The organism is Pseudomonadales bacterium, assembly GCA_013215025.1.
Lineage (GTDB): Bacteria > Pseudomonadota > Gammaproteobacteria > Pseudomonadales > DT-91 > DT-91.
The window spans coordinates 1-15,353 of the sequence record JABSRR010000004.1 but is presented as its reverse complement, the minus strand read 5'-3'; the positions used below and the strand labels follow the sequence as shown (position 1 = coordinate 15,353).

Annotated in this window: 13 protein-coding genes; 10 read left to right on the top strand and 3 right to left on the bottom strand. The window is 47.7% G+C overall.

Annotated elements, in window-relative coordinates:
* Positions 1–8: 8 nt before the first annotated feature.
* From HRU21_00630 to nadA, 5 genes are all read left to right on the top strand, one after another.
* The gene (locus HRU21_00630) at positions 9–467 is read left to right on the top strand and encodes a DUF4426 domain-containing protein (GenBank protein NRA40788.1); all 459 of its coding nucleotides are present in this window, start codon (positions 9–11) and stop codon (positions 465–467) included.
* 3 nt (positions 468–470) lie between these two features.
* Complete coding sequence (gene rdgB / locus HRU21_00625) at positions 471–1,076, top strand: RdgB/HAM1 family non-canonical purine NTP pyrophosphatase (protein NRA40787.1); 606 nt, start codon at positions 471–473, stop codon at positions 1,074–1,076.
* A 2-nt stretch (positions 1,077–1,078) separates the two neighbouring features.
* Entirely contained in the window at positions 1,079–2,263 is a 1,185-nt protein-coding gene (gene hemW, locus HRU21_00620; protein ID NRA40786.1) for a radical SAM family heme chaperone HemW, read from the top strand.
* Between the two features lie 62 nt (positions 2,264–2,325).
* Positions 2,326–2,775 carry a DUF2147 domain-containing protein gene (locus tag HRU21_00615; protein NRA40785.1) on the top strand — a complete coding sequence of 150 codons (450 nt, stop codon included), beginning with the start codon at positions 2,326–2,328 and terminating at the stop codon, positions 2,773–2,775.
* Between the two features lie 132 nt (positions 2,776–2,907).
* Positions 2,908–3,936 carry a quinolinate synthase NadA gene (gene nadA / locus HRU21_00610; protein NRA40784.1) on the top strand — a complete coding sequence of 343 codons (1,029 nt, stop codon included), beginning with the start codon at positions 2,908–2,910 and terminating at the stop codon, positions 3,934–3,936.
* 93 nt (positions 3,937–4,029) lie between these two features.
* Here the strand turns inward: nadA and HRU21_00605 are convergent, their stop codons facing one another.
* Positions 4,030–5,541 (bottom strand): M48 family metallopeptidase, encoded by a 1,512-nt coding sequence (locus HRU21_00605; protein NRA40783.1) that lies wholly within the window; start codon positions 5,539–5,541, stop codon positions 4,030–4,032.
* Positions 5,542–5,682: 141 nt separating this feature from the next.
* Here HRU21_00605 and HRU21_00600 point away from each other — a divergent pair, with 141 nt between their 5' ends.
* The 3 genes from HRU21_00600 to HRU21_00590 all read left to right on the top strand — a co-directional run bounded on the left by HRU21_00600 (position 5,683) and on the right by HRU21_00590 (position 9,947).
* Positions 5,683–5,868, top strand: coding sequence for a sulfurtransferase TusA family protein (locus HRU21_00600; GenBank protein ID NRA40782.1), 186 nt, complete (start codon positions 5,683–5,685; stop codon positions 5,866–5,868).
* Positions 5,869–5,956: 88 nt separating this feature from the next.
* Entirely contained in the window at positions 5,957–7,042 is a 1,086-nt protein-coding gene (locus tag HRU21_00595; GenBank protein NRA40781.1) for an AI-2E family transporter, read from the top strand.
* A complete protein-coding gene (locus HRU21_00590; GenBank protein ID NRA40780.1) occupies positions 7,032–9,947 on the top strand; it encodes an insulinase family protein in 2,916 nt (971 codons plus the stop codon). Before HRU21_00595 ends, HRU21_00590 begins: the two co-directional genes overlap by 11 nt.
* A 146-nt stretch (positions 9,948–10,093) precedes the next feature.
* Here the strand turns inward: HRU21_00590 and HRU21_00585 are convergent, their stop codons facing one another.
* Together HRU21_00585 and HRU21_00580 are read right to left on the bottom strand one after the other, a co-directional pair.
* Positions 10,094–10,642 (bottom strand): YceI family protein, encoded by a 549-nt coding sequence (locus tag HRU21_00585; protein ID NRA40779.1) that lies wholly within the window; start codon positions 10,640–10,642, stop codon positions 10,094–10,096.
* 78 nt (positions 10,643–10,720) lie between these two features.
* Positions 10,721–11,272: a cytochrome b gene (locus HRU21_00580; GenBank protein ID NRA40778.1), complete on the bottom strand. Its 552-nt coding sequence runs from the start codon at positions 11,270–11,272 to the stop codon at positions 10,721–10,723.
* A 704-nt stretch (positions 11,273–11,976) separates the two neighbouring features.
* Between HRU21_00580 and aceE the strand changes: the two genes are divergently transcribed.
* Both aceE and HRU21_00570 read left to right on the top strand, forming a co-directional pair.
* Positions 11,977–14,631 (top strand): pyruvate dehydrogenase (acetyl-transferring), homodimeric type, encoded by a 2,655-nt coding sequence (gene aceE, locus HRU21_00575; protein NRA40777.1) that lies wholly within the window; start codon positions 11,977–11,979, stop codon positions 14,629–14,631.
* Between the two features lie 18 nt (positions 14,632–14,649).
* Positions 14,650–15,353, top strand: a 704-nt coding sequence (locus HRU21_00570) for a pyruvate dehydrogenase complex dihydrolipoyllysine-residue acetyltransferase (GenBank protein ID NRA40776.1), incomplete at its 3' end; no start/stop codon positions are given.

Below are 15,353 nucleotides of genomic sequence, written 5' to 3'. Positions count from 1 at the left end.
GGGTCGTAGTGTCTTTTCAATATGTATTGATCAAGTTTGCGCTGATTTTAGTCGTCTTTTTATCTCAGTCAGCGATGGCGCAGGATGGCGTAAGCTATAAGAAAGGCGCTTATGAGGTGATTTATACCACCTTCAATAGTAGCTTTATCAGTCCAAAAGTGGCGCAAACCTATGGCTTTGTCAGGGGTAAAGACCGTGCGCTGATGAATCTTGCGGTGATTGAAACCCTAGCCGATGGCAGTATGCAAAGCGTTGAGGCAGATGTGCAGGTAACCGTCAGTGATTTGATTTATAAGCAGCAGCTTGAGTTTAAGCGGATTCAAGAGCAGCAGTCCGTGTATTATCTGGCGCCGTTTAAAATCAGCAATAAGCTGGATGTTTACTTTGAGGTTAGCGTTAAGCCAAAAAGCAGTCAGCAGCGGCTGCAGTTTAAATTTCAAAAACGCCTCTACCATGATGGAGAGTAAGCTTTGCTATTCACCGATGAAAAATTAATCCTGGCGAGCTCCAATCAAGGTAAGCTGAAAGAGTTTAAACAGCTGTTTCAAGCTCGCGGCGTACACGTTTTGCCGCAGTCACAGTTTGCCGTTGATGACGCCGAAGAGACCGGTCTAAGCTTTGTTGAGAATGCCATCATCAAGGCGCGGCATGCCGCTAAGATTTCTGGTTTGCCAGCCTTAGCCGATGATTCGGGTTTAGAAGTTGACGCGCTGCGAGGTCAGCCTGGCATTTACTCCGCCCGCTACAGTGGCCCAGAGGCAAATGATGCCAGCAATAATGCCAAATTATTACGTGCGCTGGCGCAGGTGCCGAACGAGCAGCGAACCGCGCGCTATCGCTGTGTATTGGTATTGATGCGCCATGCTGCAGATCCTACGCCGGCGATCTTTCAGGGCAGTTGGGAGGGTCGCATTTTAACGTCAGCTGAAGGTGATCAAGGTTTTGGCTATGACCCGCTATTCTGGGCTCTGGAGCAGCAAGCTGCAGTTGCTACGATGCCTGCTGCATTAAAAAATCAAGTGAGCCACCGGGCGAAAGCGGTGGCGCAATTGATGGCGGCGATCAGCAAGCGCTGAACGTGAAGCCCTTGCATTCGAGCACAGCAGTCAGCCAAGCGCTGCCACCTCTATCCTTATATGTGCATATTCCCTGGTGCGAAAAAAAGTGCCCATACTGCGATTTTAATTCACACACCAGCGCCACGGCGCTGCCTGAGCAGGCCTATGTTGATTGCCTGCGACAGGATTTACGTGCGCAGCAAGCTTTTGCGCAAGGCAGACGCCTGCGCTCAATATTCTTTGGTGGCGGCACGCCAAGCTTGTTTTCTGCCGCAGCCATTGGGCAAATTCTTGTTGCAGCAGAACAGCTGATTGGTTTTGAAGCCAACTGTGAGATTACCCTAGAGGCCAATCCCGGCAGTGCTGAGCTAAAAAAGTTTGCCGACTTTAGGCAGGCTGGGGTGAATCGCTTGTCGATTGGTGTGCAATCGTTTGCTGATCAGCAATTGCAGGCGCTAGGCCGCGTACATGATCGGCAGTCGGCATTGGCGGCGATTTCAGCGGCGCAGCGAGCTGGCTTTCAGCGCTTTAATATAGATTTAATGCATGGCTTACCCGAGCAGTCTGAGGCTGCTGCCATGCAAGACCTCGCGTTGGCGATTGATTTAGGGGCGCAGCATATTTCTTGGTATCAGCTGACCATTGAACAAAATACCGCGTTTTACCGCTACCCACCTCGCTTACCCGATGAAGACGTATTGGCTGATATCCAGCAGCAAGGCGTCGATTTGTTAGCCCAGCACCAGCTTTACAGCTATGAGGTCTCGGCCTATGCCAGTGATCATGCGCAGCAATCAGTGCATAATCTGAATTATTGGCACTACGGTGATTATTTAGCTATCGGTGCGGGTGCGCATGGCAAATACACCCAGTTTGATCATAACGCTGCGGCGACTATCTCGCGTTTTCACAATACTCGCTTGCCAAATGATTATCTGGCTAGGACAGAGCGCTTTGTTGCAAAGCAGCAAACCATCATGCCTGATGAGGCACTGTTTGAAGCCTTAATGAATGGCCTGCGTTTAACTGAAGGCATACCGCTGACGTCACTGCTAAATTTTACCGGCGCCAGTGAAGAGCAGCTTCGCGCGATGATTGAGCCGCTTTGTCAGCAACAATTATTGCAATGCGATCACGCTGTTCGGGCCACAGCGCGCGGTCGTCAGTATTTAAATTTTGTGCTTGAAGCACTGCTTGATTGCTGAATAATAGCAAGCCTCAGTCGCTAGACTACACTATAAGATAAACAATAACAGAGAGCGTAGATATGTTGAGACGAATCATTGGTTTACCCCTGCAAACTTGCTGTTTACTCCTTATGCTGGGCATCGCCGCCACGCAGGCCTTTGCTGAGTCATCGGTGATCGGTAAGTGGACTACTATTGATGACGAAACGGGCGAGCCTAAGTCGGTCGTGGAGCTCTATGAAAAAGACGGCAAGTTATACGGTAAGGTGGTTGATTTACTGTTGAAACCTGACGATACCGTTTGCACTAAATGCAGCGGTGAGCTTAAGGATCAGCCGGTAGTAGGTATGGATATTATCACTGGCCTTAGCCTTGATCAGGGCAAATATGGCGGCGGCGATATTTTAGACCCTGCCAAGGGTAAAACCTATGCCTGTAAGCTTTGGCTAGAAGACAGCGACACCCTGAATGTTCGCGGCTATTTAGGTATTTTCTACCGCACCCAAACTTGGACCCGCATGCAAGAGTGATGATGCTCGCGGCTCAATATTGAGCTGTGTTGCTATTGTCGACAAAAAAACAGCTATTTTCATAAATAGGGCGTATAATGGCGCCCCTTTTTATTTTTAGCTGTGCTAATTGCGCTCAGGATTCGATTAGATATGAGTCAAGTTTCTGCCCAACAGATTGTGCAACAACACCTAGAGTCTGGTGTCAATCAGCCGCTGGCACGCGATGAGGCAAAGCTTGCGCGAATTCGAGCGCTATTAACGCAGAAAAATGCGGTGTTAGTAGCGCATTATTATACCGATCCCTTATTACAAGAATTAGCCGAGAGCACTGGCGGTTGTGTTGCCGACTCCTTGGAAATGGCGCGCTTTGGTAGCCAGCACCCAGCCGATATCTTGCTGGTTGCAGGGGTCAAGTTCATGGGCGAGACGGCAAAAATTTTAACCCCACATAAAACCGTATTAATGCCTACGCTTGAAGCAACGTGCTCACTGGATATTGGCTGCCCAGCCGATGCTTTTGCTGAATTTTGTGATCAGCACCCTGATCGTGAGGTGGTGGTATATGCCAATACTTCTGCTGCGGTTAAGGCGCGTGCTGACTGGGTGGTAACTTCTGCGATTGCGCTGAACGTTGTTGAGCATTTGCACAGCCAAGGTAAAAAGATTCTCTGGGCGCCTGATAAGCATTTGGGTGACTATGTTCAACGCCAAACCGGTGCCGATGTATTGCTCTGGGATGCGGCCTGTATTGTGCATGATGAATTCAAGGCCAAAGGCATTGCTGATCTGAAAAAAGTGTATCCAGAGGCAGCAGTTCTGGTACACCCCGAGTCGCCTGCCTCGGTGGTTGCGTTGGCAGACCATGTTGGTTCAACCTCACAGATTATTCAGGCGGCCAAAACCTTTGATCATCCGCAATTCATTGTCGCGACCGATCAAGGGATTTTTTATAAACTACAGCAGCAAGTCCCGGACAAAGAGTTTATTGTTGCGCCGACTGCCGGTGCCGGTGCGGGCTGTCGTAGCTGTGCGAGCTGTCCCTGGATGGCCATGAACGGCCTGGATAATATGATTGCCTCGCTAGAGCAGGGCAGTAATGAAATTTTTGTTGCGCCCGATATTGCACAACAGGCAATGCGCCCGCTGCAGCGTATGCTGGACTTCAAGTCGAGCCTGTAACAGGCAAAACCGCGACGATTCCACCCACCTTTAAACTTAATGGCTTAGCCACTTCTTGCAAGCATGCATCTAAGTCAGTCTTGATGGCTCGGGTTAAAAGATTTCTTGCTGATCCAGTTTTTGAAAAATATCTTGCCGCAGTTCGGCTTTCGCCAGTGCCTGGTAATCTTCATCGGCTTGCAATAGCGGAATAGCCAATTTGATATGTTTGATAGCCTGAATGTATGCACCAATGCTGGCGAAATACTCAGCACGATTGAGGTGTACTTGGCTGATATTGCCGGCTAAGCCTTCCATTTCGGCTAATAAATACCACACATCGGGTGTGGTGCTATCACCACGGCTGGCGGCAATTTGATACAGTGCTTCGCGACCCATCGAGGGCCTACGAAAGCTTATGCTTAACTCGGCCAGTGTTTTGGCCAGTGGATAATTTCCAGGGTGCAGGGCTAAGTGCTGCTCCGCCATGCTAAACGCCTGCTCAACTTTCTTTTCGGCACTGAGCAACTCAATAAACAGCTGAGCATAGGCAACCTCATGCGGTGAGTCACGGTACAGTTCGGCGATGATGGGTCTTGCCTTAGTCAATTGCTGGTCGGCCAAGTAGCTTAGTGCTAAACCGTATTTTGCTGCATTTTGAAAAGTTTGCTGTTCAAGCTGCTGGCTAAAGTAATCGATTGCCTGGCGCGGTTTTTGTTTCAATGCATAGAGGCGGTTTTTGATAAGATGAAAGTGAAAGCTGTCGCGATCTTGTTGCTGTGGATATTGACGTGACTGGTTAAAGGCGTCGGTGACGCGTGAGTCTGTCAGTGGGTGGGTTAGCATAAAGCTAAACTCTTTGATGTCTTGTCGATAGCGGGTGTTGACCAGCAGTTTTTGAAACATAAACGCTGCGGCGCTTGGGTTCATGCCAGCACGTGATAGGGTGGCAATGCCAACGCGGTCTGCTTCTTGCTCATGCAGTCGTGAATATTTTAGCCGCCCGCCAAACGTTGAGGCTTGCGCCGCAGTAATTGCCGCCGCACCTTCTTCGCCGCCAACCGTGGCCAATACCAAAATGCCTGCCAGCATTGCTGCAATATTTTTCCATTGATCCTCTTTTTGCCGCTCTAGCGTGCGTGCAAAATGGCGCTGGCTAAGGTGAGCGAGTTCATGCGCGATAACCGAGGCGAGTTGATCTTCCGATTCGGCGTAGGCAAATAATCCGGTATTGATGCCAATCACATTGCCGGGCACGGCAAAGGCATTGAAGCTTGAATTGTCGACCATTAATAGATTGAGGTTTTTATTACGCAAATCGGAAAAATAAGCCAGCTTAGCGATCAAAGCTTCGGTATAGTCAAACACCAGTGCGTCTTCTTCAATCGGTGCCTGCCGCCGAAACGCGCGCAGCCATTGCTGACCCAAGGCATTTTCTTGCTGCTCAGAGACAATGCTGCCGCTTGAGCTGCCGAGTTCGGGCAGATTGAAATCGCTAGCCAGACTTAACGGTGCATAGACTTTGCTGGCTATCAAGCTGCTGACAAAGAAGCAGACAAGGAAGCAGACAAGACGGCATAGGCGTGTTAAATCGTCATACAAGTGATGCGCAGGGGCTGATGGCAAAATCGATTTCATCGTATAATAGGTATAAAGTTATTCTGTCAGCAACGACAACTAAATGCGAGAAATACCTTGAAAAACCCCCATCATGATAAGCCCGATCAAATTGCTAAGTCACTTGATCTTTGTGGGCTACAATGTCCGATGCCGTTGCTTAAAACAAAGCTGGCCCTAAACCAGCTCGCGGCGGGCGACTGCTTGGCCGTTTGCACCAGTGATCGTGGTTCTATGCGTGATATCCCTGCCTTTATCGCTCAGACATCGCATCAGTTATTAAGTTCGCTGGAGCAAGATAAGAAGTTTTATTTTCTGATTAGAAAGGCGGGGTGATATCACATCTTGCTCGCAATTAGGGTTACATCTCTGTCAATCCTGTCATAATCGAATCAGCAAACAGAGTTAAGGAAAAGCTGCAGCCATGTTTTCGATTTTTAAGAAATGGAGTCAGGCATACTTTGCTGATGAGGAGGCTATCGGCCTGCTATTGATCATCTTAGTGGGCTTGATGACGGTATTATATTTTGGCCATATCATGGCGCCCGTTTTGGCGGCGTTGATTATTAGCTATTTACTGCTCGGCTTGCTTAACCGCTTGGCGCAATGGATGCCTGATCGGCTGGCCTTTTATCTCGCCTACTGTTTATTTATTGGTATATGTTTATCGGCAATACTGTTTGTTATTCCTCTGATTATCAAACAATTTACCGCACTGCTGGTGGAATCACCCAAAATCTTTTCTAAGCTGCAAGAACAGGTTGTTACGATGCAGCAGCAGTATCCTGAATTGCTGTCNGANGCGCAGTTAGATTCAGTGATGCAAACGGTCACACAGCGCGTGGCTGAAGCGGGTCAAGGATTGCTCTCCTTATCATTAGCCAGCTTGCCAAATATTTTTGCAATCATGGTGTATGGGGTATTGATCCCTTTATTGGTATTCTTTTTTCTTCGCGATCGCGAATTGATTCTTGCCTGGCTTGCCAAGCTGCTGCCCCAAAAACGCCCAATGATGAATGCTGTGTGGCAAGAAATGAATCTACAGGTGGCGAATTATGTGCGTGGTAAGGCGATCGAAATTTTATTCGTTGGCGTTGCATCGTTAGTCGTGTTTTTAATGCTTGGTCTGAACTATGCAGCACTGCTAGCGCTCGGGGTTGGTTTGTCGGTGATTGTGCCATACGTCGGTGCGGTCGCTATTACGATACCTGTGACGCTGGTGGCATTTTGGCAATTCGGCATTACCGATCAGTTTTGGTGGGTGCTGATTGCCTATTTTGTGATTCAATTTATCGACGGCAATGTGTTGGTGCCGCTGGTGTTTTCCGAAGCCGTTAATATGCACCCTTTAGCAATTATTTTAGCCGTATTGTTCTTTGGTGGCGTATGGGGCTTGTGGGGGGTGTTCTTCGCCATTCCGCTAGCAACCTTAATCAAAGCCTTGCTGCAAGCCTGGCCTCGAGGTTTAGACCATAAACAAGAACAGGCGGTAGCAGAACATGCAGAATAAACAGAATTACTTCACCATGCAGTTTTCTCGCTCAATTACACTGTTGCTGCTATTGAGTCTGTATGGCTGTAGCCAACTCAGCTGGATCGGCGGACAACAGCCGGTGAAAAGTCAGTCAGATAGTCGAGACTATCGCTACATGACGCTGGATAACGGCTTACAGCTATTGCTGATCTCTGATATGCAGGCGAAAAAAGCGGCCGCGTCCTTGGATGTGTTTGTAGGTAGTGCACAAAACCCTGAGACTCGCCTGGGCATGGCACACTTTCTTGAGCATATGTTGTTTCTGGGCACCGAAAAATATCCGAATGCCGGCGAGTACCAGTCGTTCATTGCTGATAACGGTGGCAGTCACAATGCTTACACTAGCTTTGAGCATACCAATTATTTTTTTGATGTGACGGAAACGGCGTTTGAGCCTGCATTAGATCGTTTTGCACAATTTTTTATTGCGCCCTTGTTCGATGCGCAATATCTCGAGCGAGAAAAACATGCCGTGCATGCCGAATACCGGGCGGGGATAAAAAGTGATGAACGTCGACAGCTTGATGTGCTGCGAGAGGTGGTAAACCCTGAGCACCCCTTTAGCCTTTTTTCGGTCGGTAATTTGGCAACCTTGTCAGGCGATGCCGATGCGCTTCGCGATGAAATGTTGGCCTTCTACCGACAATATTATGCGGCAGAAAATATGCGTTTAGTGGTGCTTGCGCCGCGAAATCTTGATCAGCTTGCTGCTGAAGTGGAACGTTTGTTCAGTCCTATAGCTCAAGCGGAGGTGCCGGCTAAAGGCTATGCTGAGCCTTTATTTGCAGCGGCAGACCTGCCAAAGTGGGTTAATATTAAACCTGAAAAAAATCAGCGTAGCCTGTCTATTTTATTTCCGCTTGAGGATCAGCAAAGCGACTACCCTAATCAATCGTTAAATATTGTTGGCCATGTCTTAGGTCATGAAGGTGAGCAATCTTTGTTTGCCTACCTTAAATCACGCCATTGGGTGAACTCACTAGTGGCGGGTCAGGCGCTCAATTATGAAGGTGTGACCGTCTTATCGCTTAGTGTCGAGCTGACTGAGTCTGGTGAGCGTGCCTTAGATCAAGTTGTCGCGGCTATCTTTGCGACCATTAATCAAACCCGTCAAAGCGGCATTCCTGCCACAATGTATCAAGAAGTAGCAGCAATTAATCAGCTTGATTTTGATTACCAAGATCAAGCCGGTGAAATGCAAACCGTGATGCGACTGTCTAACGCCATGCATTATTACGCAGCCAATGACCTGTTGCGCGCGCCATACATGTATGAAGCCTATCAGCCGGATAAAATTAATGCGATTTTGGCGGCAATGACACCGCGTAACGCCCTGTTTATTCACAGTTCGCCAACGGTGAAAACTGATCAACGCTCGCGTTACTATGCAACCCCTTATGCGGTGGCTAGACTAACAGAGCCTTTTATTACGCAGTTAGAAAATACAGAGGCAGTGAGTGATATAGCTCTGCCTAAAATTAACCCCTACATTCCGCAAAATACCTCGATATTACCCATTAATCGAAAGCAACAGCAGCAACCACCGCAACAGCTAGATTTAGCTGGCAATAACGCCTTTACCCTATGGTATAAGGGGGTTGATGCCTTTAAGCAGCCGAAACTCAATACCTATCACTATTTGTATCCAGCAGAGCCGATCAGCACATTAAGCCAATCCCTCAAGCTGAGTTTATATGCGCGTTTGCTGAACGATACGCTCAACCCCTTCTTATATGACGTGAATATGGCGGGCGTAACGGCGACGGTGCAAAGTTATCAGTCTGGCTTGAGTATTCAAACCAGCGGTTTCAGTGATAAGCAGGCCTTGTTGTTGCCGCGACTGATTCAGCGTTACCAGGCTGCAAGCTTTGATGCTATGCAGTTTGCTAGACTTAAGACTGCGTTGCAGAATGATTTGAAAAATAGTCAAAAGTCGATGCCCTATCGTCAGCTGCTGCAGCGCTGGCGTGCTGAAATGCAATCGAATGTGTGGCCAATAGAGGACAGTTTAGCGGCTTTAGAGGATATTCAGCTAGACGATATTAATCAGTTTAAGCAGCGTTTTTGGCAGCGCTTGAATGTTGAAGCGCTATACAACGGTAATATCTCTGAATCACAAGCCCGTACTTTGGCGGAACAGCTTCGCCCGATATTGGTCGGTGATGCTGCGGTTCATGCCAAGCCCGGTTTTCAAGTGGCGGATCTAAGCGCAGCGCCGTCCCAATGGTTGCCGCGTAATATTGATCATAACGATGCAGCTTATCTGCTTTATTGGCAGGCCGCAGGTGACAGTCTCGCTGAAACAGCAACATGGTTAATTTTGGCTAACGTTCTTGAGCCAGGTTACTTTCATCAGCTGCGTACTGAAGAGCAGCTAGGCTATATTGTTTTTGAATCCTATTATCCGCTTTGGCGAAAGCCCGGGCTGATGTTTGTGGTACAGGCACCCGAAGCTGGCGTTGAGGCGATTCATCGCTCGACCTTTGCCTATCTCGATAGCCAATTCTCACGCTTGAACCTTATTGGTGATAGCCAACTCGCTACCTATAAGCAGGCATTGATTAGCAACTTGACACAGCCGCCGAAAAGCCTTGCTGAGCAATCGCAGTATTTTCAACGTTCGCTGTTTTATCAGGCCGCTGATCAACAGCAAACGTTCAAGCGCAAGCAGCAGCTAGTTGCCGCCATTGAGCAAGTAGATGCGGCAACGTGGCGAGGCTTTATTCAAGACCTAAAAAATCAGGCGTATGCGAATATGTTGCTGCTAAGCACGCATGCTGATGATGGGGTTGCACTTGCGCCATTTGGAGTACAGCGTGATAAAGTCAATGCGCCTGCGTTTATCTCATATCCTGAGTCTAACTCTGAGTCTAATCCTTAGCCTAACCCATAGCTCTGCTCATAAGTGTTGGCTCAGACTTTAGCGCTAGCTGAGAGAAATCGTAGTTAACTTATACCTCGCCATTTTGTCATTTTCTGCCACAAGCCATATTTATATAAGTGAATATGGCTTGCGGCTTGATTAGCTTACTGACGAATGCCTTCGATGTGTAATTCTAACAACACCTCAGTGGATTGCGGGCCAAGATTTGCCTGAATATCATAGTCACTTAAACTAAGGCTTGTGCTGCCACTAAAGCCTGCGCGGTAGCCGCCCCAGGGGTCCCGGCCCTCACCAATTTTCTCAACCGGAAAGCTAATCTCACGCTTAACTCCGTGCAGTTCTAGTGTGCCGCTAATAATGCCGTTATTTGCATCGGTCGATTGATAGCTGCTGCTGGTAAAAGTAGCCGTGGGGAATTGTTTTACGTCTAAAAAGTCGGCGCTGCGCAAATGTTTGTCACGCTCTGCATGATTAGAGTCAATACTGCTGGTATCAATTACAACCTTGATTTTGGCCTCGTTCGGTGCTTTCGCATCATAGCTAAAATTGCCATCAAAACGGTTGAAGCGTCCGGTTAACCAGCTATAACCTAGGTGTTTAATTTTAAAATTAACGAAGGCATGTGCACCATCAATATCTAACTTATATTCTGCGGCAAAGCTGCTGCTAGAAAATAAGCAGGCTGCCAGCATCAGATAGAGATGGACGGCTTTATTGGAAAAACGAATAAACATAATGAGTTCCTTAATAGTCAGGTTTTAATAATTGCGTTAAATTTTATTTATTGGTTTGAGCATACGTTTTAAGCCGTGATCATGATTCACAAACTGATGTTTTAATGCGGCGACACTATGTAATACAACCGCAGCACACAAAATCCATGCGCTCAGCCAGTGAATATCGCCGGCAATGTCGGCCTGTTGTTCAAAGTGTATCGGCAGTGCAGGCAGGGCAAACCAGTTAAACACCTGTATGGCTCGGCCATCAGCGGTCGAGATCATATAGCCGCTAAGCATTAAGATAAGCATCAATAAATATAATAAGAGATGGGTGAATTTGGCGCTTAATTGCTGCCAGCGTGGAGCCGCTAAGGCACGCGGTGCAGTTTGTAATTGGCGGTTCAGCATGCGCGCCAGCCACAGTATTAGCATCAAAATACCAAGGCTTTTATGCAGCAGAGGCGCATCGCGGTACCAGCGGTGATAGTAATCCAGTTCAACCATGTATAAGCCCAGCGCAAACATAAAAAATAGGCCTAGCGCCATTGACCAGTGAAAGAAAATGCTGATCCAGCCGTAAGATTGAGAAGTGTTGTTTAACATACTTAGATTATCGCGATAGAGAGTGAATTATACGCAGCGTTTACGGTGATCGCATGAGAAATCGCGCTTGCGTGTTAATGTGTTGAGCGACCGAATGGTATCATGCAGCATATTTTGTAGTAAAACTACATACTTTGTAGTCGTGCATGGCTTGCTGGAAATCTTCAAATGCATTCAGTGAGACAGCTGGACTGCTTGTAAACTATTTTTTAAGTAATTGAATTAATTATAATTTATTTAAACGCCTGAAAAATTTATCGAGCCCTACACCGTTTCATAAATAAGTTTTCACTTGATTTTGATCGGCGTATGTGTAAAATTTTTACAACTTTGTCACAAGCAAAGCTTAGTATCACTCCAGCAACTACGTCATCTGGGGTGCAGTATAAGAAAATTTGATAAGCAGGCGGCCACAAGCCGTTTTGATAGTTATAAATCACACCCAATTACGATTGCCAGATTCTGACGGGGTCTGAGTGGTTCAGACAGATGATGTCTGAAAGGGTCGTTAAAGGTCTAACTTGGTCTGATCATGCTGAGAGAATTCTGCGCTAACATCGCTAGATGTTGAGCCTTGGGGAATCGCAGTGTGTATATTGCGCTGATAGGCGCTATGTTTTTTGCCGAGCAGTTAGTCACGATTATAGCTAAATGAGCGATTCCCGCTGCTGCTGAAGGAATGTTGCCAGAGGAGGCAATAAGCAATGAACCCTACCGATATCGACCCGATAGAAACGCAAGAGTGGCTCGATGCTCTCGATTCTGTGTTACGCAATCAAGGTCGCGGCCGCACCGCATTTTTAGTTAAAGCCTTAGCCGAACGCGCCGCGCAAGCCGGCACCAACCTTCCTCCCTCTGTAACTACGCCGTATCGAAACACATTACCGCCATCCGCTGAAAAACGTATGCCGGGCGATTTGTTTGTTGAGCGCCGAATTCGCTCGATCATTCGTTGGAACGCATTGGCCATGGTTATGCGTGCGAATGAGAGCAGTGAAGGTATTGGCGGACATATCTCGTCGTTTTCATCGTCGGCGACCTTATACGATGTTGGCTTTAACTATTTCTTCCGTGGTCCTGAGGCAGCGCAAGGCGCTGATTTAGTGTATTTTCAAGGCCATATCTCGCCAGGTATCTATGCCCGCTCTTACCTAGAAGGGCGTATTGATGAAGACCAAATGGATAACTTTCGTCGCGAGGTTGATGGTAATGGCTTGTCATCGTACCCACATCCTTGGCTAATGCCTGATTATTGGCAGTTTCCTACCGTATCAATGGGTTTAGGTCCAATCCAGGCTATTTATCAAGCGCACGTCATGAAGTATCAAACCAAACGTGGTTTACAAGATCATGGCGATCGTCAGGTTTGGGCTTTCTTAGGTGACGGTGAATGTGATGAGCCAGAATCACTCGGCGCGATTGCGCTTGCAGGTCGAGAAGGCTTGGATAACCTGAACTTTGTTATCAACTGTAATCTGCAGCGCCTTGATGGTCCGGTTCGTGGTAATGGTAAGATCATCCAAGAACTGGAAGGTGTGTTCCGCGGCGCTGGTTGGAACGTTATTAAAGTGGTTTGGGGCCGCCATTGGGATGCTCTGTTAGAGAAAGATAAGTCTGGGCTATTGCAAAAGCGCATGGACGAAGCCTGCGATGGTGACTATCAAAACTATAAGCATAATGGCGGCGCTTATACACGCGAGCATTTCTTTGGAAAATATCCTGAGCTGTTAGAGCTTGTGAAAGATCTTTCTGATGAAGATATTATGTATCTAAATCGTGGCGGTCATGACCCATACAAGGTTTATGCGGCGTATGCTGCAGCAGTTGCGAAAAAAGGTCAGCCAACCGTAATTTTAGCAAAAACTGTGAAGGGCTACGGCACCGGTGAGTCGGGTGAGGCACACAATGAAACGCACTCACTGAAAAAGTTAGATATGCAAAGCTTGAAGCAGTTTCGTGACCGCTTCGATATCCCCTTGTCTGATCAGGAATTGAAGTCGGTGCCGTACTACCGTCCGGCACCGGACAGCCCTGAAATTCAGTATATGCAAAAGCGCCGTCAAGAATTAGGCGGCTATTTACCGCAGCGTAATCCAGATTTTGATCAGCTTGATATTCCTTCGCTTGAGGCATTCAAGGCGCAGCTGAAAGATACCGGTAAGCGAGAAGTGTCATCAACCATGGCCTTTGTGCGTATTCTTTCAACCCTCGCTAAAGACAAGAAAATTGGCGAGCGTGTGGTGCCAATTATTCCGGATGAAGCGCGTACCTTTGGTATGGAAGGTATGTTTCGTCAGCTCGGCATTTACTCATCGCAAGGGCAGCATTATACCCCGCACGACTCCGATCAAATCATGTATTACAAAGAGTCTGAGTCTGGGCAAATTATGGAAGAGGGGATTAATGAATCGGGCGCAACCTCTGCCTGGATTGCGCAAGCCACTTCGTACTCTAACCATGGTTTACCGATGGTGCCATTTTATGTGTTCTATTCGATGTTTGGTTTCCAGCGCGTGATGGACTTGATCTGGGCGGCTGGTGATATGCAGGCGCGCGGTTTCTTAATTGGTGGTACGGCAGGGCGCACAACCCTAAACGGTGAGGGCCTGCAGCATCAGGATGGTCATTCACACTTGATGGCGTCGATGGTGCCAAATTGTGTGTCGTATGACCCCACCTATGCCTATGAGTTAGCGGTGATTATTCAAAACGGTTTGCAGCGTATGTATGCTGATAAAGAGAATGTGTTTTATTACATCACCGTGATGAATGAAAATTACCCGCACCCTGCGATGCCAGAAGGCGCAGAAGCTGGAATTATTAAAGGCATGTATTTGCTTAAAGAGTCGACCTCGAAGCCTAAATTAAAAGTTCAGCTATTAGGTTCAGGTACAATTTTGCGTGAAGTAGAAGCGGCCGCAGAGTTATTGAAGAAGGATTGGCAAGTACATGCCGATATTTGGAGCCTGACATCAGCCAATGAGCTGCGTAAAAATGCTATGAGCTGTGGTCGATACAATCGTATGCACCCTGGTGAAGAAGAAAAAGTGCCATATATCACTGAACTTCTGCAAGATCGTCAGGGCCCTGTGATTGCCGCAACCGACTATATGCAGGCCTATGTTGATCGTCTGCGCGAATTTATTCCTAAGCGCTATATTAGCCTGGGTACAGATGGCTTTGGTCGCAGTGATACGCGAGAGAAATTACGCAGCCACTTTGAAGTCGATCGTTATTATGTGGCCTGTGCTGCATTGAAAGCATTAGCCGATGACGGCGAGTTTAAAATGGACGATGTGAAAAAAGCCATGAAGAAATATGGTGTTAACCCCGATAAAGCTGACCCTGTGAAGCTTTAATTAAAAGGAGATAACATCATGGCAACAGAAATTATACAAGTACCCGATATTGGTAGTGACGAAGCTGAGGTTATTGAGGTTTGCGTCAAAGCAGGCGATGTGATTGAGGCTGAAGATTCCATCGTTGTGTTAGAGTCGGATAAAGCGTCAATGGAAGTGCCTGCACCCAAAGGCGGCAAGGTAATCGCAGTTTTAGTTAACGAAGAAGATACCATTGCAGAGGGTGCTAACTTAATTGAGCTTGAAATTGAGGGCGATGCGGTACCAGCAGCGGCGGAAGAAGCTGTGCTTGAAACTGAAGTATTGCCTGAGCCTGCGGCCGATGTAACAGCTGCGCCGCAGCCAGTTGTAGCTGAGAGCGCTGTTGAAGAAATTAAAGTGCCTGATATTGGCAGTGATGAAGCTGAAGTGATTGAAGTCTGCGTAAGCGTGGGTGATGAAATTGCTGCAGAAGATTCGCTGGTAGTATTAGAGTCCGATAAGGCGTCAATGGAAGTGCCTGCGCCTAAAGCCGGTGTGGTTGAGAGCATTGTCATTGCCGAGGGCGCTAGCGCCAAAGAAGGTGATGTGATTCTAACGCTTAAGTTATCTGTTGATGCGCCGGCAGCAAAAACAGAGTCGCAAGCTGAGAACAGCGAGCCAGCTATGCCAAGCCCTGCAGCTGACGCAAAACAAGCGCGCAGCATGCCTGAAGCAGTTAAGGAAACCCTGCAAACGGTTGA

Coding starts and splice junctions, on each gene's coding strand:
- HRU21_00585 (NRA40779.1), bottom strand. CDS start 10,642: ATGCTGGCAGCCTGCTTATTTTCTAGCAGCAGCTTTGCCGCAGAATAT.
- HRU21_00615 (NRA40785.1), top strand. CDS start 2,326: ATGTTGAGACGAATCATTGGTTTACCCCTGCAAACTTGCTGTTTACTC.
- HRU21_00590 (NRA40780.1), top strand. CDS start 7,032: ATGCAGAATAAACAGAATTACTTCACCATGCAGTTTTCTCGCTCAATT.
- nadA (NRA40784.1), top strand. CDS start 2,908: ATGAGTCAAGTTTCTGCCCAACAGATTGTGCAACAACACCTAGAGTCT.
- HRU21_00600 (NRA40782.1), top strand. CDS start 5,683: ATGCCGTTGCTTAAAACAAAGCTGGCCCTAAACCAGCTCGCGGCGGGC.
- HRU21_00580 (NRA40778.1), bottom strand. CDS start 11,272: ATGTTAAACAACACTTCTCAATCTTACGGCTGGATCAGCATTTTCTTT.
- aceE (NRA40777.1), top strand. CDS start 11,977: ATGAACCCTACCGATATCGACCCGATAGAAACGCAAGAGTGGCTCGAT.